Annotated in this window: 14 protein-coding genes; 12 read left to right on the top strand and 2 right to left on the bottom strand. The window is 62.1% G+C overall.

The features are described 5' to 3' along the window. Nucleotides 1–25 precede the first annotated feature (25 nt). The 7 genes from glgB (at nucleotide 26) to gghA (ending at nucleotide 12934) form a co-directional block, all read left to right on the top strand. Nucleotides 26–2227 (top strand): 1,4-alpha-glucan branching protein GlgB, encoded by a 2202-nt coding sequence (gene glgB, locus C8N43_RS18720; protein ID WP_107847241.1) that lies wholly within the window; start codon nucleotides 26–28, stop codon nucleotides 2225–2227. Nucleotides 2228–2291: 64 nt separating this feature from the next. Further along, nucleotides 2292–3560, top strand: coding sequence for a glucose-1-phosphate adenylyltransferase (gene glgC / locus C8N43_RS18715; RefSeq protein WP_107847240.1), 1269 nt, complete (start codon nucleotides 2292–2294; stop codon nucleotides 3558–3560). Continuing rightward, entirely contained in the window at nucleotides 3557–4975 is a 1419-nt protein-coding gene (gene glgA / locus C8N43_RS18710) for a glycogen synthase GlgA (RefSeq protein ID WP_107847239.1), read from the top strand. The genes glgC and glgA overlap by 4 nt, the downstream gene beginning before the upstream one ends. Continuing rightward, nucleotides 4972–7065 carry a glycogen debranching protein GlgX gene (gene glgX, locus C8N43_RS18705; protein WP_107847238.1) on the top strand — a complete coding sequence of 698 codons (2094 nt, stop codon included), beginning with the start codon at nucleotides 4972–4974 and terminating at the stop codon, nucleotides 7063–7065. The genes glgA and glgX overlap by 4 nt, the downstream gene beginning before the upstream one ends. Beyond that, a complete protein-coding gene (gene malQ, locus C8N43_RS18700; RefSeq protein WP_107847237.1) occupies nucleotides 7058–8902 on the top strand; it encodes a 4-alpha-glucanotransferase in 1845 nt (614 codons plus the stop codon). The genes glgX and malQ overlap by 8 nt, the downstream gene beginning before the upstream one ends. 9 nt (nucleotides 8903–8911) lie before the next feature. Continuing rightward, nucleotides 8912–10543, top strand: coding sequence for an alpha-D-glucose phosphate-specific phosphoglucomutase (locus tag C8N43_RS18695; protein ID WP_107847236.1), 1632 nt, complete (start codon nucleotides 8912–8914; stop codon nucleotides 10541–10543). Between the two features lie 24 nt (nucleotides 10544–10567). Then, nucleotides 10568–12934, top strand: coding sequence for a glucosylglycerol hydrolase (gene gghA / locus C8N43_RS18690; protein ID WP_107847235.1), 2367 nt, complete (start codon nucleotides 10568–10570; stop codon nucleotides 12932–12934). Here gghA and C8N43_RS18685 read toward each other — a convergent pair whose 3' ends face one another. Together C8N43_RS18685 and C8N43_RS18680 are read right to left on the bottom strand one after the other, a co-directional pair. Next, nucleotides 12935–13795, bottom strand: coding sequence for a lysophospholipid acyltransferase family protein (locus tag C8N43_RS18685; RefSeq protein ID WP_107847234.1), 861 nt, complete (start codon nucleotides 13793–13795; stop codon nucleotides 12935–12937). A gap of 61 nt (nucleotides 13796–13856) precedes the next feature. Beyond that, nucleotides 13857–15215 (bottom strand): aminotransferase class III-fold pyridoxal phosphate-dependent enzyme, encoded by a 1359-nt coding sequence (locus C8N43_RS18680; RefSeq protein ID WP_107847233.1) that lies wholly within the window; start codon nucleotides 15213–15215, stop codon nucleotides 13857–13859. A gap of 113 nt (nucleotides 15216–15328) precedes the next feature. Between C8N43_RS18680 and C8N43_RS18675 the strand changes: the two genes are divergently transcribed. The 5 genes from C8N43_RS18675 to uvrC all read left to right on the top strand — a co-directional run bounded on the left by C8N43_RS18675 (nucleotide 15329) and on the right by uvrC (nucleotide 20295). Continuing rightward, nucleotides 15329–16129 (top strand): S49 family peptidase, encoded by an 801-nt coding sequence (locus C8N43_RS18675; RefSeq protein WP_107847232.1) that lies wholly within the window; start codon nucleotides 15329–15331, stop codon nucleotides 16127–16129. Nucleotides 16130–16132: 3 nt separating this feature from the next. Then, complete coding sequence (locus C8N43_RS18670) at nucleotides 16133–16315, top strand: hypothetical protein (RefSeq protein ID WP_107847231.1); 183 nt, start codon at nucleotides 16133–16135, stop codon at nucleotides 16313–16315. Between the two features lie 3 nt (nucleotides 16316–16318). Then, a complete protein-coding gene (locus C8N43_RS18665; RefSeq protein WP_107847230.1) occupies nucleotides 16319–17266 on the top strand; it encodes a calcium/sodium antiporter in 948 nt (315 codons plus the stop codon). 10 nt (nucleotides 17267–17276) lie between these two features. Next, the gene (locus C8N43_RS18660) at nucleotides 17277–18062 is read left to right on the top strand and encodes an SDR family oxidoreductase (protein ID WP_107847229.1); all 786 of its coding nucleotides are present in this window, start codon (nucleotides 17277–17279) and stop codon (nucleotides 18060–18062) included. A 334-nt stretch (nucleotides 18063–18396) separates the two neighbouring features. Next, the gene (gene uvrC / locus C8N43_RS18655; RefSeq protein WP_107847228.1) at nucleotides 18397–20295 is read left to right on the top strand and encodes an excinuclease ABC subunit UvrC; all 1899 of its coding nucleotides are present in this window, start codon (nucleotides 18397–18399) and stop codon (nucleotides 20293–20295) included. The last annotated feature ends 1 nt before the right edge of the window (nucleotide 20296 follow it).

Below are 20296 nucleotides of genomic sequence, written 5' to 3'. Positions count from 1 at the left end.
GAGACATAGGGCTTAGACTCGACGCATGACCTCAAAAACAGCAGACCGCTTCGCCGAGATCGGTACGCCGAACGATTTTGATCACATCATTCGCGGCACGTTCGATGCGCCGTTCGACATTCTTGGACCCAAGAAGGTGGGCCGCAGCCGGTATGTGACCGCCTTCGATCCCGGCGCGGCGAAGATGTGGGCCGTGATCGGCTCCAAGGCGCATCCGCTAGCGCCGATCGAAGGCCACCCCGGTCTCTTCACTGGCAAAGCCCCTGGAACCAAACCGTACCTGCTGCGCGGCCAGGCCGAAGACGGGACTGAATGGGAAATTGAAGACCCGTATCGCTTCGGTCCCGTTTTGGGCGAGATCGACGAGTATCTGCTCGGCGAGGGAACACATCAGCACATCTGGCGCGCGCTCGGTGCGCATGTGATGGAGCACGAAGGCGTGCTGGGCACGCATTTCGCCGTCTGGGCACCAAACGCCCGACGCGTATCCGTCGTGGGGGGCTTTAACCATTGGGACGGTCGTCGCCATGTCATGCGCCGTCGTGGCGCAACCGGCGTGTGGGAGCTATTTATTCCCGGGCACGGCGAGGGCACGATCTACAAGTACGAGCTCTTGGATGCGCAAGGCGAGACCCTGCCGCTGAAGGCTGATCCTGTGGGCTTCGGTTCGGAGCACCCGCCCGAAAATGCGTCCGTAGTCCGAGACATCACCGGCTATGGATGGTCGGACGAGAAGTGGATGAGCAAGCGCGAAGCGATGAACAGCCGCCATGCGCCCATCTCCGTCTACGAGGTGCATCTGGGCTCTTGGCGACGCAAGGAACATGGCCGCGCGATTTCTTATATCGAGGCCGCGAGCGAGCTGGTCGACTATGTGAAGGATATGGGCTTCACCCATATCGAGTTGATGCCGATCAGCGAGTATCCGTTCGATGGCTCCTGGGGTTACCAGCCGGTCGGGCTGTTCGCCCCCACGATCCGCCACGGCACGCCGCACGAGTTTCGCGATCTGGTCAACGCGGCGCACAAGGCCGGGATCGGCGTGATCCTCGATTGGGTGCCGGGGCATTTTCCGACGGACAAGCATGGGCTGGGCCAGTTCGACGGAACGGCGCTTTACGAGCATGCCGACCCGAAGGAGGGGTTCCATCAGGACTGGAACACTCTGATCTACAATTATGGACGTCGCGAGGTGACAAATTTCCTGTCCTCGAACGCCCTTTACTGGCTCGACGAGTACCATGTCGACGGGCTGCGGGTGGATGCGGTCGCGTCGATGCTCTACCGCGACTACTCCCGGAAAGAGGGCGAATGGGTGCCCAACAAGGACGGGGGCCGCGAGAACTACGAAGCCATCGACATGCTTCAGAAGATGAACATCACCACCTATGGCGCCCAGCCGGGGATCATGACCATTGCTGAGGAGTCGACCTCTTACCCGAAAGTGTCTGGCCCGGTGCATGAGGGCGGTCTTGGCTTTGGCTACAAGTGGAACATGGGGTGGATGAACGACACGCTTGAGTACATCAAGAAGGACCCGATCTACCGCAAGCATCACCACCACCAGATGACCTTCGGTCTGCATTACGCGTTTTCGGAGAACTTCATCCTGCCCATAAGCCATGACGAGGTGGTGCACGGCAAAGGCTCGATGCTGGGCCGGATGCCGGGAAATGATTGGGAGCGTTTTGCGAACCTGCGCGCCTATTACGGCTTTATGTGGGGACACCCCGGCAAGAAGCTGCTCTTTATGGGTCAGGAGTTCGCGCAGGCGCACGAGTGGAACCACGACGCCCAGATCGACTGGGATGCGGCGGCGACGCCGCGCCACGGGGGGGTGCAAAGCCTTGTTCGCGATTTGAACAAGGCCTACGCGGCCCATCCGGCCTTGCACAAGTATGATTGCGAAGAGCGCGGCTTCCAGTGGATCGAGGCCAACGACGCCGATCGATCCGTTTATGCTTGGATCAGGCGCGGCGACGCCGACGATGCAGATATCGTCGTGATCTGTAATTTCACGCCGATGGAGCAGACGGGTTACACGCTTGGATTGCCGTCCGAAGGCGCGTGGTCGGAAATTCTGAACTCCGACGCCGGGATTTATGGCGGGGCCGATCGCGGCAATCTGGGCAAGGTGACGGCAAAGCCGGAGCCGTCCCACGGCCAGCCAGCCAGTGCGCAACTGACGCTGCCACCACTTTCCACGATTTTCCTGAAAAAGGACTGACGCGACCCGAAACGTGACGACGAAAAAGAACTGCGAGCAGAGGCTCGCACGGAGGGAGGACCATATGACAAACTCACCAAATCGGCTGTCCAATCGGACCATGGCCTTTGTTCTTGCGGGGGGGCGGGGGAGCCGCCTGAAAGAGCTTACCGATGTGCGCGCAAAGCCCGCGGTCTACTTCGGCGGTAAGACCCGGATCATCGATTTCGCGCTGTCCAACGCGCTGAACTCCGGCATCCGAAAGATGGCGATCGCAACGCAGTACAAGGCGCACTCCCTGATCCGGCACTGCCAGCGCGGCTGGAGCTTCTTTCGCGCGGAGCGGAACGAATATCTCGATATCCTGCCTGCCTCACAGCGGGTGGCGGAGAACAAATGGTATCTCGGCACCGCAGACGCCGTGACCCAGAACATAGACATCGTGGACAGCTACGACGTGGACTACGTGCTGATCTTGGCGGGCGATCACATCTACAAGATGGATTATGAGCTGATGATCCGCCAACACGTGGAAACCGACGCGGACGTCACGGTCGGGTGTCTGACCGTCCCGCGCAAGGAGGCATCCGCCTTCGGTGTGATGGACATCGACGACAAGGACATCATCACCTCGTTTCTGGAGAAACCTGCCGACCCGCCCGGCACGCCGGAAGATCCGGACAAGACGCTGGCCTCGATGGGAATCTACGTCTTCAAGTGGTCCTTCTTGCGGATGCTGCTGTTGCAGGATGCCGACAACAAGGATTCCACCCATGACTTTGGTGGGGATCTGATCCCCGAGATCGTCAAGAACGGCAAAGCGGTGGCGCACCGGTTCGATAGTTCCTGCGTCAAACATGCGACTGACGCGCCGAGCTACTGGCGCGACGTGGGCACTGTGGACGCCTTCTGGAAGGCCAATATCGACCTGACGGACTTTTCCCCGGACCTCGATCTGTGGGACCGCAACTGGCCGATCTGGACATACTCGGAAAGCGTGCCGCCCGCGAAGTTCATCCACAACGAGGATGCGCGTCGCGGAACGGCGATCAGCTCTCTCGTGGCGGGGGGATGTATCATCTCCGGCACCGAGGTCAGCAATTCGCTGCTCCACACAGGTGTCCACACCAACTCCTACGCCCAGCTGGATCATGCGGTTTTGCTGCCAAATGTGACGGTGGAACGCTCCGCTCGACTGAAGAAAGTAGTCATCGACCGCGGTGTGGTGATCCCGCAGGGCCTTGTCGTGGGCGAGGACCCGGACGAGGATGCCAAGTGGTTCCGCGTCTCAGAAGGTGGGGTCACGCTGATCACGCAGCCAATGCTCGACAAGCGAGCTGAATCGATCGCATGAGCCTACGCGTTCTCTCGGTCGTGTCGGAATGTGTGCCGCTGGTGAAAACCGGTGGCCTCGCCGATGTCGCGGGGGCTCTTCCAGGCGCGCTGGCAGGCCATGGCGTCGAGATGCGGACCCTGATCCCCGGCTACCCTGCCGTGCTGGCCCATATCGGAAAACGCGCCCGTAAGGTCGCTGATCTTGGTGCGCTGTTTGGCGGGAAGGCCGTAATCCGGCAGGGAAAGCTGGGCGACACGGTGCTTTACGTGCTCGATGCGCCGCATCTCTTTGACCGTGAGGGCAGCATTTACCTTGGCCAAGACGGCAATGACTGGCCCGACAACCCGGAACGGTTCGCGGCCCTATCGATGGCCGCGGCGCGGATCGGGGAACAGGGCGTCGGAAAATGGGTGCCACAAGTCCTGCACCTGCATGACTGGCAAGCGGGGCTTACGCCGTTCTACCTCAAGCGCCGCGGTGCCGCGGAGCGGGTGAAGACGCTTCTGACCATTCACAATATCGCATTTCAGGGTCTCGCCCCTGCAAAGATGCTAAACCGGTTGGAGCTTCCATCGGAATATTTCGACCATGAGGGTCTGGAGTTTTACGGCAAGATCAGCGCGCTCAAGGCGGGGCTGGTCTGGACAGACAAGATATCGACGGTCAGTCCGACCTATGCGGTCGAGCTGATGACGCCCGAATTCGGCATGGGGCTTGATGGCGTGCTGCGCGAGCGGCGCGCTGATCTCGTGGGAATTCTGAACGGTATCGACACCGATGTCTGGACCCCACCTTTCAAGACGCCACGTGGTAAAGTCCGGGCGCGGAAGGCATTGCGCAAGAAGATGGGCCTGCCGGACGCGAAGGGACCACTGTGCGTTGTCATCTCTCGCCTGACGGAGCAGAAAGGCCTTGATTTGTTGCTCGACGCGCTGCCCACGCTTCTCGACTGCGGCGGGCAACTGGCGCTTCTGGGCAGCGGCGATGCTGAGCTGGAGCGTGCTTTTCACGCCGCGGCAGGCGAGCATGAGAATGTGGCGGTCCGCATCGGCTATGACGAGGCGCTTGCGCGGGACCTGATCGCTGGCGGGGATACGATCTTGGTGCCGTCGCGATTTGAGCCATGCGGGCTGACCCAGTTGTACGGGCTGCGTTTTGGCACGCTGCCGCTGGTCTCGCTGACAGGCGGTCTTGCCGATACGGTGATCCCCGCCAGCCCCGCGGCGATGCAAAGCGGGGTGGCCACCGGTTTCCAGTTCCACCCGGTGACCCGTCAGGCGCTGGAGCAGTCACTGACCCAGATGTGCGAAACATTTCGCGACCCAAAGACATGGGGCAAGATGCAGCAAAACGCGATGGCGCAGGCCGTGGGATGGGATATATCTGCGGCTCGCTATGCTGATCTGTTCCAAGAGCTTGTATCCTCCGCATGACCCCTGACCTTTCGATGACCGAGGGGCGCGCCGCTCCGCTTGGCGCGACCTTTGACGGCGATGGCGTGAATTTTGCCGTTTTCTCCGGCCACGCGCGGCGCATGTATCTGTGCCTTTTCTCTCCGGACGGAAAGACCGAGACCCACAGGTTGGAACTGCGCGAGCGCGACGGGGAGGTGTGGCATGGATATATCTCCGGCCTGCGTCCCGGGCAGCGGTACGCGTTCCGGGCCGACGGCCCCTACGCGCCCAAGGACGGGCACCGCTTCAATGTCAACAAACTGCTCCTCGATCCCTATGCAAAGCGGCTGACGGGACATCCCGAATGGCACGACGCGCTGATGGGCTACACCGTTGGCCACAAGGACAAGGACCTCAGTTTCGATACGCGTGACAGCGCGCCGTATATGCCCCGCTGTGTGGTCGAAGACCCCAGCTTCGCATGGGGCGAGACGACCCCGCCGGATACGCCGATCGACCAGACAATCATTTACGAGGCCCATGTGAAGGGCCTGACCGCCTTGCATCCTGCGGCGGAGCCGAAGGGGACGTTTCTTGGCCTCGCGTCTGACCGGATGCTGGATCACCTGACAGACCTTGGCATTACCGCCATCGAACTGCTTCCAAGCCAGGCGTTTCTGAACGACCGTTTTCTGGTCGACAAAGGGCTTGTGAATTACTGGGGCTACCAGACGCTGGGCTTCTTCGCGCCCGAGCCGCGCTACCTTTCCCAAGGGCAAATCTGGGAGTTCCAGCACATGGTCGCGCGCCTGCATTCCGCAGGGATCGAGGTGATCATGGATGTGGTCTACAATCACACCTGCGAGGGTGATCACACTGGCCCCACGCTGAGCTTTCGCGGGCTCGACAATGCTAGCTACTACCGGCTGCATGAGGACCAGCGCCACTACATCAATGACACCGGCACCGGCAACACGCTGAACCTCGAACATCCCATGGTGCTGCGCATGGTGATGGACAGCCTGCGCTACTGGGTGGAGGTGATGGGCGTCGATGGCTTCCGTTTCGATCTGTGCTCGACCCTTGGGCGCACGGCCACGGGCTTCGATCCCGGCGCGGCCTTCTTTGATGCGCTCCGCCAAGACCCGGTTCTGACCCGCACCAAGCTGATCGCGGAGCCGTGGGATATCGGCCCCGGGGGCTATCAGGTCGGGGCCTTCCCGCCGCCTTTCCTCGAATGGAACGACAAGTTTCGCGACGGGGTACGCCGCTTCTGGCGCGGCGATGCGGGGCAGTCCCGACAGGTCGCCGGGTGGGTGATGGGCTCTGCCCAGCAATTCGACCATTCGGGCCGACCCGCGACCGCGTCTGTCAATCTGATCACCGCCCATGACGGCTTCACGCTGGCCGATCTGACCGCCTACAACCAGAAGCACAACATGGCCAATGGCGAGGGTGGGCGCGACGGTCATGGCGAGAACTACTCAGACAATTTCGGTGTGGAAGGTCCGACGGAAGACGATGCCATCAATGCGGCGCGCGCCCGGCGCAGGCGGAACCTGATGGCAACACTGCTGCTGTCTCAGGGCACGCCGATGATCCTGGCCGGGGATGAGCTGGGAAATAGCCAGGGCGGCAACAACAACGCCTATTGCCAAGACAACGAGATCGGATGGGTCGATTGGCCCGGCGCCGATGCCGAGATGCTGGCCTTTACCAAGCAGCTCATCGCCTTGCGCAAGGCCCAGCCAATCCTGCGGCAGAAGCGGTTTTTGCATTCGCGCGAGCGCGTTTCTGACGGTCTGGAGGACCTGTTCTGGCTGCGCCCAGATGGTGCGCCGATGGGCGTTGAAGACTGGCAGGACGACAGCCGCAAGATGGTCTGCGCCGAGATGCGCATGGCCTCCGGCACGCCGAATTACGGGTTGGAGACGACCGCGGTCTATATTGCGTTGAACGCGGGCGAAGCGGTCGAGGTCACTTTGCCCAAGGTGTCTTCTGGATGGGCGTGGAGCCTTGGGGTCGATACCGCGCGCCCGGGTGTCGAGGGCGAGACCGCCACGCGCTTCACGGTCGCGGCCGACAGCATGGTGGCCTTCGTCTTGCAGCCGGAGGCCCGCGATGGCTGAGGACATCGTCGCCCGCGCTGCGCACTATGGCATTCTGCCACGCTACATCGACCAGATGGAACAGGTGCGCGAAACGTCCCCTGAAACTGCCGCAGCTTTGCTCGCGGCGATGGGGATCGACCCCGAGGATGGTCTTCCTTCGAAACGCACGCTGCCGCGATATCTTGTGGTCGAGACCAGTACGAAACCCAATCTGGCGATGCCCGATGGGGCTTGGGAGCTTACCTTCGAGGATGGCGCGCAGCTCGAAGGGCAAGATGCGCTGCCCGCTTTGCCGCTTGGTATTCACCGACTGGATATCGGACGTGAGCGGTGCTGGCTTCTCTCTGCGCCCGCCTCCTTGCCGTTGCCCGAGCCTTGCTGGGGAATGATCGTGCCTTTGGCGGGACTGCGCACGGCAGAGCAGGGCGGTGTCGGGGACTACCGCGACCTCGGGCAATTGGGTCAGGATCTGGGCGGGCTGGGAGCGTCCTATTTGGGCGTGAACCCGGTCCATGCGGGATTTCCGACCGCGCCCGAAGGCTTCAGCCCCTACACCCCCTCGCATCGGCGTCGTCTGAGCAGCCTGTATCTGCCGACGACAGGACACACGCCCGGGGGCGATTTGATCGATTTCCGCACTGAAATTCCCCGCCACATGACAGCGCTTCGCGCAGAGTTCGACACGCGCGAAAACTGGCCCGGGTTCGAGGCGTATCTGACCCGCGAGGGCGAGGGTCTGACCCGCTTCGCGACCCATCAGGCGCTGTCGGACCGGAACGGTCCCTATTGGTGCGATTGGCCCGAGGAGTTGCAAGACCCCGGCAGTGACGCGGTCGCCCGCGCGCAGGATGACCTGCAGTCAGAAATCCTCTTTCACGCGTGGCTGCAATGGCGCGCGGAGGAAGAGCTGCGCGCTGCGCATGCCCAAGCCAAGGCTGGTGGAATGGAGATGGGCTTGTATCTTGATCTCGCCGTCGGCACGCATCCGTTCGGCGCGGAAACCTGGGAGGACCGCGAAAGTTTTGCTTTTGGTGCGTCTCTTGGCGCACCGGCGGATGCGTTCTCGAAGGAGGGGCAAAACTGGGGCCTCGCGCCGCTCGACCCGAACGCCTTGATCGAAAGTGGTTTCCGCCCTCTGGCGGAGACGCTGCGGCGGCAGCTATCCTTTGCGGGCGTGCTGCGCATTGATCATATCCTTGGCTTCGAGCGTGCGTTCTGGGTACCGGAGGGCGCCCCTGGCGGTTATGTTCAGATGCCCACCGATGCGATGCTGGCCGTCGCCCGGATCGAGGCGGCGCGCGCGGGTGCAGTGATCGTCGGCGAAGATCTGGGCAACATCCCCGACGGCTTGCAGCAGGATCTGGCGCGCTCCGGCATCTTGGGGTGCCGCGTGGCGGTGTTCGAGAAGGACATGGGTCCACCGATCACATTCCGCGGGCCAAAGGCCTATGACGCCGCTACGATCGCGAGCTTCTCGACCCATGATCTGCCCACCTGGGCAGGCTGGCGCGAAGGCGCGGAAATCGATGCGCGACGCGACATCGGCGACATAGATGCGATGCAAGCAGAAGACATGCAGCGAGAGCGGACGCTCGAAGTCGCGGCCTTCGACGCCCTGGCCGGAACCAGCGGCGACAGTCCCGACGCGATGCACGCCTTCTTGGCCAAGGCCCCGGCGCGGCTGGTCGCACTGCAGATCGAGAACATATTGGACATTGAGGCGCAGCCGAACCTGCCCGGCACGGTGGACGCCTATCCCAACTGGCGGCAGCGCCTGCCAGTTGGACATGACGCGCTGGCTCAGGACGAGCGGGTCCAGCGCGCGGCGCAGATCATGGCGAAGGCCGGGCGATAGGAGGACAGCATGCAGATCCACACGGTCAAGACCACGCCCATCGAGGGGCAGAAACCCGGGACCTCTGGCCTGCGCAAAAAGACCGCGGTCTTCATGGGTCCGCACTATCTCGAGAATTTCATTCAGAGTGTGATCACCGGGACGGGCGGTGCACAGGGCAAAACCTACGTGCTCGGCGGCGATGGGCGTTACTTCAATGACCGCGCGGCGCAGGTAATTTTGCGGATGCTCGCGGCGCAAGGTGCAATGAAGGTGATCGTGGGTCAGAACGCTTTGCTGTCGACGCCCGCGGCCTCGCACCTCATCCGAAAACGGGGTGCGGATGGCGGCTTTATCATGTCCGCCAGTCATAACCCCGGCGGCCCGAATGAAGACTTCGGCGTGAAGTTCAACGGACCCAACGGCGGCCCCGCGCCGGAGGGAATGACGGCAAAAATGTACGAAGAGACGACGCGGATCACCGAATACAAGATCCTCGACGCGCAGGACGTGGATTTTTCCGGCGTCGGCACCCAGAAGTTGGGCGAGTTGGAGGTCGAGGTTGTCGATCCGGTGGCGGATTACGCCGCGATGATGGAGGACCTGTTCGATTTCGATAAGATCCGCGCCCTTTTGGCGGGCGGATTCACCATGCGTTTTGACGCGATGCATGCAGTGACCGGGCCCTATGCCAAGGCGATCTTCGAAGGCGCGCTGGGCGCGCCCGAAGGGTCGGTGATCAATGCAGTGCCCTCCCCCGATTTTGGCGGCGGCCACCCGGATCCGAACCCGATCTGGGCCAAGCCGCTGATGGACGAAATGTTCGGCCCCGATGCGCCGGATTTCGGCGCGGCGTCAGATGGTGACGGCGACCGCAACATGATCGTGGGGCGTGGTGCCTATGTGACGCCATCAGACAGTCTTGCGGTGTTGGCGGCGAATGCCACGCTCGCCCCGGCCTACAAGGGCGGTCTGGCGGGTGTCGCGCGGTCCATGCCGACCTCTGGTGCTACGGACCGGGTGGCAGAGGCGCTGGGCATCGAATGCCACGAGACGCCGACCGGCTGGAAATTCTTCGGCAACCTGCTCGATGCGGGCCGGGCCACGCTTTGTGGCGAAGAGAGCGCCGGTACCGGGTCGGACCATGTGCGCGAGAAGGATGGGGTCTGGGCCGTGCTGTTCTGGCTCAACATCCTGGCCGAGACCGGCCAATCGGTCGGCGCGCTGCTCGAGGCACATTGGCGAAAGTTCGGCCGCAACTACTATTCCCGCCATGACTACGAGGCCGTCGACAGCGCTGCGGCAAACACGCTCGTGGAAGAGTTACGGGCGAAGCTTGATGATTTGCCCGGCCAAAGCTTTGCGGGCCTGACTGTCGAGGGCGCGGATGAGTTCGCCTACACGGACCCCACCGATGGCTCTGTGAGCGAGGGCCAAGGCATCCGGATCATGCTCGAAGGCGGGCGACGGATTGTCCTGCGGCTCTCCGGCACGGGCACAGACGGTGCGACCCTGCGCGTCTATCTCGAGCGGCTGGAGACCCGCCCCGACCATCTCGACCATGACCCGCAGGAGGCGCTGGCCGATGTCATCGCTGCCGCAGATGCCATCGCGGGGATCACCCGGCACACGGGACGCGATGCGCCGGATGTGCGCACTTAGCCGCTGCACGTATAGGAGGACACGATGACCGACCTTAAGGACCGGATCTCCTACGACCCTGACGCAGCAAATGCGCTGCGCGACCGGTGTCGGACGTTTCTCAACACCGCCTCTACCCGGTTCGGGGGCGAGCAGCAGGTCGCGCGGCACTTGGGCGGGCAGGTGGCCCGCAACGTGGCGACGTTCGGCTTCTGGACGCCGGAGCTGCTCGACCACCGCGTGCCGGATGGCGACATTTTCCTCGAGGTGCTCGCGCCCGTAGGCGAAGTCGATCTCACCCGCGCCCAGCAGAACATCCAGTTCCAGCGGGCCTACATTCCCATTCTACGCAACGACGCGCATTGCTTCACGGCGGTGAGCGGGATGCGCGCCGGAACCCGCGATCAGGTTGGCGATTTCTACGCGCTGACCTGGCGTGACAGCGAGGGGGCGTGGCACCGCATTCTGGATCCGCTCGCCATGTCGCTGCCTTTCGGGGCGATGGCCCCGGCGGAGCTTTATGACGTGGATGCCATGTTGGAGGCGCGCGCGGACAAGGCCTATTTCGCGCAGTTCCAAGGCGGCGTGCACAAGTTCGGGCCGCCAACAAACATCTTGCAAATCCACGTGCCCACCGCCACGGCGGGCGGCACGCTCGCAAGTCTGACACGCCACTACGCGCGGCTCGCGGAGCGTGTCGCCGCAGGGATGGAGCTGGAGCCCGCCGACAAGCTCTTTCTGGGCTATGACGCGGTGCAGCTACTGCCGGTAGAGCCCACAACCGTCTACGAGACCGGACCGGATTTCTGGCAGGAAAGTGATGGCACGGACAGCAGCGTCAGCGTCTCGCTGCTGCGCCCGGATACGACGAACTGGGGCTATGATGTGGTAATCGCTGGCATGGCAACGGTGAACCCTGTGCTTCTTGAGACAGGTCGCCCGGACGAGTTGGTCGACCTCGCCGCGGTGCTGCACAATTTCCCCTCGAAGCCCAAGATGCTTTGCTTTGATGTGGTTTTCGGCCATTCCGACAATCAGGGCCTGCGCGCGCTCTGCTCGCACTATTTTGCCGGGCCGAACATGTACGGGCAAAACCTTGACTACCAGAACCCCGCCGTGCGGGCGATCCTCTTGGAGATGCAGCGGCGCAAGGTGAATTTCGGGGCCGAGGCGGTGCGCGTAGACGGTGCGCAGGACTTTAAATGGTGGGATGCGGGTGCGCAGGAGCTCAAGCATGACGACGAGTACCTGCAATCCATGGCCGATATCGAGCAGGAGGTAGCAGGCACTACCTATCGCCCGTGGTTCATTTTCGAGGATGGCCGCCCTTGGCCTGCGGAGGATTGGGAGATCAGCTCCACCTATCGCTCGGTGATCGAGAACCAGCGCGACGAGGATGTCTTTCAATGGGGCCCGCTGACCTTCGCTCATAATACGCCGTTCCTGTATACGTTTTGGCTATCAAAATTTTGGCGCATCCGCGAGATGCTGGAAGTCGGCGCGAACTGGATTTCGGGCACCTCGAACCACGACACGCTCCGGCGCGGCACGCAGGTCAGCCTGAAGATGAACACCAACACCCGTTTGGGGCAGACCCGGATGGAGATCCTCGACAAGGCTTATGATAACCCCGTGGTGCACGCGCTGACCTACGTGGCGCTGCCCGGGGTGCCGATGGATTTCCTCAACGCCATGGCGCGGGCAAGCTGGGGCTTCATCCGCAATCAGGACGACCAGTACGGCGTTAAGGTGGTGGCGGAAGAGGCGATCAGCCTGCGCTGGCAGGTCGACGAATACAGCTACTCGGTGCCCGCGAATTTCAAACGGCTCAAGGCGCTGGGCTACGAGACGCGCGCCGATCTCGCGCGGTTCTTCGAGTTCCTGCCCGCGCTGGTGGAGGTCACGGAATACGACCTCGACGAGATCGCCCGGCTTCTGGGCAAGGCGGAGCCGCCCCTGGCGGGTCCGGACTACACCGTGGCTTCGGTCAAGGCCGTGGCACGGGCGTGGATGGACGACATGCATGAGTATTGCAACGTCTCCCATTCCTTGCCGCATCTGGACGCGGCGCAGTTGGACTTCGCGCTCGACATACGCAACTTCCGCCGCGCGCGGCCGTGGCTGCGGGACAATTACGGGCCGAAGGATCATTTCGATTACCTCAAGCCTATTGACGGGCGGACGGTCTTTACCTCCCTGCGGCACGGGCCTGACGGGGAGCAGGTCTTCACGATCCTGCACATGGAAGGCGGCGAGACCAGCGTGATCGAGCCTTTGACCCAGTCGATCCCCGGGATCGAGGGCACAGGCTGGACGCTGGCACTGCGCACGCCAGGGATTGGGCCGGAGTATCAGAGCGGGCCGATTGTTCTGAAAGACTCGATGGGACTGGTTTACACCCGCAAGCGGTGATCAGGTCAGCTTGGGCAGCCAACCGGTCGTGCGCACGAGCGAGACGGCAGGCTTCGACTGCGCCCCAAGGCTGAGGCAGGCATCGCGCAAAAGATCTGTGCCATCTTTGGCCGATTTCGGCAGAGATTGCGGCAGGATCGGGCGGCCCACACGGATGCGGTAGGGCTGGCGGTGCTTGTTCAGCGTCTCGTGGAACAGGGTGATATCGCGCAGCGTCGGGTGGATCATGTCCAGCAGGTAGAAAAGCGCCGAGTTGCGGGCCTGAATGTTGATCGGGATGACAGGCAAGCCGAACTTGCGCGCCATCATTGCCGCGGATGTCATCCACGGGCGCTCATGCAGCTTCAGAAGACGCCGCTTTGCAAGTCGACCGGAGGGGAAGATCAGCCCGGGCCTCCCCTGCTCCACCGCTGCGGCGGTCAGGCGCAGGGTCTCCTTGGTCTTGCTGTGGGTGCGCCGGTCCAGCCGCCATTCCACAGGCAGGATCAGGTCCTCCATCTGGGGCAGGACCCGCAGAATGTCGGAGTTTGCGTAGATGAACAGGTCCGGCCTGCGGGCTGCGATAAGATGGTGCAGGATGATGCCGTCGGCGATGCCGGTCGGGTGGTTGGCAACGATCAGTGCGGGGCCCTCAGAGGGAATGTTTGCCAATCCGGCGACGTCCAGTTTTCGCGCCAGCGTGTTGCCCATTGTGGACATGATCTCAGCGGTCGGCATGTCAGCGACCATTTCGGCCACCCCCAGCGTCTTGCGGTAGCGCAGCGCGCGCTCCGCAAGCCAACGTGCGGCCTTCGCCGCGGGCGTGCCTTGGAACAACCACGGCGCACGGTCTTCGATAAGCGGGTCGATGACATGATGCATGACCGCTCATATAGGAGCCGATATGACAGCCGTATAACAGCTGTGCGAAATTCTGCCGAACTCAGCCGCCGTGGGCGGAAAGCCCCTCATCCAGTGCCGACAAGATGATAGTTATCTCTTGCTCGGTGATCACCAGCGGCGGAGACATCAACAGGTTGTTGCCACCAATGCGGACCATCGCTCCGGCCTCGTAGGCGGTGTTGAAGACCGCGGTAAGCGTCTCAGGCGCGGCCGGGGCTTTCGTGTCGCGGTCGGAGACAAGCTCCACCGCGGCCATCAAACCATGCCCACCGCGCACATCCCCGATCATCTCGTGCTTGTCCTTGAGGGCCTTCAAGCCTTCGAACAGCTGCGTGCCACGCGGAGCGGCGTTCTCATTGATCGCCATGCGCTGGCTTTCACGAATGCACGCCAAGGCGGCGGCAGCACCGACCGGGTGGGCGGAATAGGTGTAGCCATGAAAGATCGACGCGTCGGTGGCGTCGCCCTGTTCAAACACCTCTGCGACCGCGTCGGAGACCATGCAGGCGCCGAACGGGAAGTAGCCCGACGTGATGCCTTTTGCCATAGTCATCATGTCAGGCTGCACGCCCCAATGACGCGAGCCGGACCAGTCGCCGGTGCGCCCGAAACCGGTGATCACCTCGTCGGCGATCATCAGGATGCCATAACGGCTGCAAATCTCGCGCATCAGCCCCATGAAGCTTTCATGGGGGACGATCACACCGCCCGCGCCCTGAATTGGCTCCATGATAAAGGCGGCGATCGTGTCGGCGCCCTGGAATTCGATCTCGTCGACCATGGCCGCCGCGCAAAGCTGCGCCAGCCGCGCGGGGTCGGTCTCGCCGAAGGGATTGCGATAGGGGTAGGGCGAGGGGAGGTGGAAGCAGCCCGGCAGCAGCGGCTCGTAATTGATCCGGAAGCGGTTGTTGCCATTGACCGACGCGCCGCCAAAATGGGTGCCGTGGTAGCCTTTCTTAAGCGACAGGAACTTCGTGCGCCCATGATCGCCGCGGACCTTGTGATATTGGCGTGCGAGCCGCAGAGCGGTCTCGACCGCGTCCGACCCGCCTGAGGTGAAGAATGCGCGGCCCATCCCATCCGATGCGAACATCTCGCGCAACTCGTAGCTGAGCTCAATCGCGGGTGCATTGGTCGTGCCTGCAAAGGCAGAGTAGTAGGGCAGCTCCTGAACTTGCGCGGCGATTGCGTCCTTGATGGGCTGGCAGGAGTAGCCGACATTCACGCACCACAGCCCGCCAACGCCGTCCACGACCGAATGACCGTTCAGATCGGTGATCGTCGAGCCATCGGCCGATTTGATGACACGGGGCGGCTTCTCTTGCAGCGCTCCGGGATGGCCCATCGGATGCCACATATGGCGCGCGTTATGGGCGTTGAGGAAATTGTCGTCCTTCATTTCGCAGCCTCCGGCAATTATTGGGACCACCGTTGAGCCTATTTGCCATCACTGCAAGCCTGATTCCGACATGCACCTTGTTTGCATCGGAGCAGCCCTCTACATGGCAGGGAATGAAAAGATTTATCCCATTTATGAGCTCCGAGCCCACGGTGAACGTGGTGCGGATGACCGGAGTCATCGCCGCCGGCGGTCGGGGCGCCAGCCTCAACGACGCGGCCATGGCCCCGCTTCTCGACAAGGCGTTCAAAAAGGGCAAGCCGGCGGCGGTCGCGCTTTTGCTGAATTCGCCGGGCGGCTCGCCTGTTCAGAGTTCTCTGATCGGCGCGCGTATCCGGCGTCTTGCGTCCGAGCATGATCTGCCCGTGGTGGCTTTCATCGAGGACGTCGCGGCGTCTGGTGGCTATTGGCTGGCGGCGGCTGCCGATGAGATTTACCTCGACGCGTCTTCGATCATCGGCTCCATCGGGGTGATCTCGGCGAGCTTCGGCTTCCACGAGTTGATGGAGCGCCAGGGGATCGAGCGCCGCGTGCACACTGCGGGCAAGGACAAGTCCATGCTCGATCCGTTCCGCCCCGAGCGAGATGAAGACGTGGAGCGGCTGAAGGACCTGCAACAACAGATTCACGACACGTTCATCGACCACGTGAAAACCCGCCGGGAGGGCAAGCTGTCCGACGATGCGGATCTGTTTACCGGAGAGATCTGGGTGGGCCAGCGCGGCGTCGATGTGGGATTGGCCGACGGGATTGGCCATCTGGTGCCGGTGATGAAGGACCGTTTCGGCGACAAGACCCGCTTCAACGTGTTCGGTCCCCGTCGGTCGCTGTTCCAGCGGCTAGGTGCCCGTGTGCTGACAGACACGCTCGACCAGCTCGACGAGAAAGCGCTTTGGGCGCGCTTCGGTCTTTAGGCCATGATCGTCAAGATCATCACGTTCTTCCTGATCGGCATGGCGGTGCTCGCCATGTTCGGCAAGCTGCGCATGCCGAAGGTCGGAAAGCGCGACGACAAGAGCCTCGGCCCGGTCAGCAAATGCAAACACTGCGGAAGTTATAAAATCGGCAAGGGCCCCTGTCCTTGCCAGAAAAAGGGCTGAGGGATGCTGGAAATCGTCGGGGCCGTTGGCGGCTTGATCATCCTGTTGGTGGCCGGGGACGCGCTGGTGCGCGGAGCGGTGAACCTGTCGCTGCGCCTTGGTATTCCCGCGCTGATTGTCAGCCTGACCATTGTAGCCTTTGGAACCTCGGCTCCTGAACTTCTGATCTCCGTGCAGTCCGTCTTGGCGGGTGTTCCCGGGCTGGCGCTGGGCAACGTAGTCGGCTCGAACACGGCCAATATTCTGCTGGTGCTGGGCATTCCTGCGCTTTTTGCGGGTCTTCCCGCCAGCGCCGCGGACACGCGAAAGAGCTTCGTGCAGATGATCGCTGCGACGCTGCTGTTTATACTGGTGTGTTTCATGGGCCCGATCACTTGGGTGCACGCGTCCGTGCTGCTTGCGGGGTTCTTCCTGATCCTCGGTGATCAGTTCCGTGAGGCGCTGAGCAGCCGCAAGAATGACGACGACCTCGACCCGGACGGCGCCGATCCAACCATGAAAGGGTGGAAGATCGCAGCCTTTCTGGCGGCGGGTCTGGTGGGGCTGCCGCTGGGTGCCGGCCTGCTCGTGGATAATGCCAGCGCAATCGCCACTCGGCTCGGCGTTCCCGACACGATCATCGGCCTGACACTTGTCGCCATCGGTACGTCGCTTCCGGAGCTCGCGACCACGGTCATGGCCGCCCTGCGCAAGCAGGCGGACGTGGCGCTCGGCAATGTCATCGGCTCGAACTTGTTCAACCTCTTGCTTATCATCGGCGCCGCGGGCCTTGTGGGCGAAGTCCCCGTCCCCGTGGAGTTCCTCCGCTTCGATCTGTGGGTAATGCTCGCGGCGTCGCTCATGCTGTTCCCGGTGGTCTATCGCAATCAGAGGATGGGCAAGCGCTGGGGGACGGTGCTTTGCGCGCTATATGTCGCCTACATCATCGTTGTGCTGAGCACTGAGATTTGAGGACGTTTAAATGATCGAAGGACGCGCGCTGGTCACCGGAGCCTCCAACCGCCTTGGCCGGGCCATGGCTTTGAGGCTTGCGGAAATGGGGTTCGACGTGGCGGTCCATTACGGGTCTTCCTCTGACGCGGCCGAGAGGGTCGTGGGCGAGATCACCGCGATGGGGCGCAAGGCCTGTGCGGTTCAGGCCGACTTGCTGGACCTCGATGCCGCCGAAGGGTTGATTGATGCTGCCGCAAGCGGTCTTGGCGGGCCCCTGTCAGTTCTGGTCAACAACGCCTCCATCTTCGAGCATGACACGATCGAAACCGCGACGCGGGACAGCTGGGATCGCCATATGCGTTCCAACCTGCAGGGGCCGTTTATCCTGATCCAACGCTTCGCGGCGCAGGCGCCCAAGGCTGGCACCGATGCGAATGGCGAGCCGATCGCACGGGCGGCGGTGGTGAACATGGCGGATCAACGCGTGCGCAAGCTGACGCCAGAGTTCATGACCTACACGCTGGCCAAAATGGGGCTGTGGACGTTGACGCGGACCGCCGCACAGGCTCTTGCGCCGGACATTCGCGTGAACGCCATCGGCCCCGGACCCACGATGCAAGGCGGCCGGCAATCGGCGGAGCATTTCGCGGCACAGCGCGCAGCGACTATTTCCGGTCGCGGCTCCAACCCCGAAGACATTGCGGGAGCGCTGGGCTATATCCTGCGCGCGCCCGCGCTGACCGGGCAGCTACTTTGCATCGACGCAGGGCAGCATTTGGGGTGGGAGACCCCGGATGTGCTGGGGGTCGAGTAGTTCGTTCCATTTTGGCGTAATTTGCGCCACAGGGGAGGAAATTTGCGGATGCAGCATTGACTTGTCCACCTGTGCCAAATCCTTAACGAATCTGTTACCAAAAGCTTAATGTTTTCAAGTATTTGACATGTATCATTATTTTTTCCCTTTTAAAACAACGCCCTAGTGCGTTGCCTATTTTTTAGGCATTCCGTGTTTGACCCTGCAAAACAACGATAAATTCAGGGTCTCGAGTTTTACCCCACAAGCTTATCCACAGAAGAAGTGGAAAGCTTTTCTCTTGCCCCGCTTTGCGGGACATTGCAGCGACAGGTAAGGAATCGCGTAGCCAAATATGTCGGACCCAGAAACATCAAAAATTGAGACCGAGACCGCGTCGGAGACCTCACCCAAGGTCACCGGCCACGCCTGCATTCAGTCCTACCTGAACACGATCGACAATTCACCCGGCGTCTACCGGATGCTCGATGCGCAGCAGCGGGTTCTGTATGTCGGCAAAGCGCGCGCCCTGAAGAAACGCGTCTCGAACTACGCGAACCCGAACGGGCACAGCCCCCGGATCGCGCGGATGATCTCTGAGACCGCGTCGATGATGTTTCTGACCACCAAGACTGAGACCGAGGCGCTGCTGCTTGAGCAGAACCTGATCAAGCAGCTCAAGCCGAAATTCAACGTGCTGCTGCGCGACGACAAAAGCTTCCCGAATATCCTGGTGACGACGACTCACGCCTTCCCGCAGATCAAAAAGCACCGCGGGGCCAAGCGCGAGAAAGGCGATTACTACGGCCCCTTTGCCTCTGCCGGGGCGGTGAACCGCACGCTGAACCAGCTGCAGCGGGCCTTCCTGCTGCGCAACTGTTCTGACAGCGATTTCGAAACCCGGTCGCGACCCTGCCTTCAATACCAGATCAAGCGCTGCTCGGCACCTTGTGTCGAAAAGATCAGCGAAGCGGATTACCGCAAGTTGGTGAAAGACGCGCAGCGATTTCTGTCGGGTCGCTCGACGGACATGCAGGAACAGCTCGCCGATGAGATGCAGAAAGCGTCCGAGGAGATGGAGTTCGAACGCGCCGCCGCCCTGCGCGACCGCATCCGCGCGCTGACCCAGGTGCAGACGGCGCAAGGCATCAACCCGCAAACGGTCGCCGAGGCGGACGTGATTGCGCTGCATCTCGAACATGGGCAGGCTTGCGTTCAGGTCTTCTTCATCCGGGCCAACCAGAATTGGGGCAACCGGGATTTCTATCCCAAGACCGCAAATGCCGCTGAGGCCGAAGTGCTGCAGGCGTTCATGGGACAATTCTATTCAGACAAGGAACCGCCCCGGCAGATCATCCTGTCCCACGGGATCGAAGACGAAGACCTGATGGCCGAAGCTCTGAGCCAGAAGATCGGTCGCAAGGTCGAAATTCTCGTGCCGCTGCGGGGCGAGAAACAAGAGCTTGTCACCAGCGCCCTGCGCAATGCCCGCGAAAGCCTTGCGCGCAAGATGTCCGAGAGTGCGACGCAGGCGAAATTGCTGAAAGGTGTGGCCGAAGCGTTTGACCTGCCAGAGCCGCCGAAGCGGATCGAAGTCTACGACAACTCCCACATCCAGGGCACGAATGCTGTGGGCGGAATGATCGTGGCCGGCGAGGACGGATTCCTGAAAAGCCAGTACCGCAAGTTCAATATCAAGGGCGATGAGCTGGTCCCCGGCGACGATTTCGGAATGATGAAAGAGGTGCTGAAGCGCCGCTTCAAACGGCTGCAAAAGGAAGACCCCGACCGCAAGACGGAAATGTGGCCGGACCTGCTTCTCATCGACGGCGGTGCGGGGCAGGTCTCTGCCGTGCGCGAGATCATGCGGGAGATGGAGGTCGAGGACATCGCCATGATCGGCGTGGCAAAGGGCGTTGATCGTGACGCGGGCAAAGAGGAGTTTCACCGCACCGGCAAACGCCCTTTCGCGTTGCGCCACAACGATCCGGTTCTCTACTTTATCCAGCGCCTGCGGGATGAGGCCCACCGCTTTGCCATCGGAACCCACCGCGCCAAGCGCGCCAAGGCGCAAATGAAAAACCCGCTCGACGAGATCGAAGGCGTGGGCCCGAAGCGCAAGAAGGCGCTGTTGCAGCATTTCGGCTCGGCCAAGGCTGTGGCGCGGGCGAACCTCGCCGACCTGACCTCGGTCGAGGGCGTGTCGGAAGCCATGGCGCGCAGCATCTACGACTTCTTCCATGAGAAGGGGTAGC

It is taken from the genome of Litoreibacter ponti (genome assembly GCF_003054285.1).
Lineage (GTDB): Bacteria > Pseudomonadota > Alphaproteobacteria > Rhodobacterales > Rhodobacteraceae > Litoreibacter > Litoreibacter ponti.
Note: the sequence above shows the minus strand (reverse complement) of the source record. Positions and strands in the feature narration are given on the sequence as shown.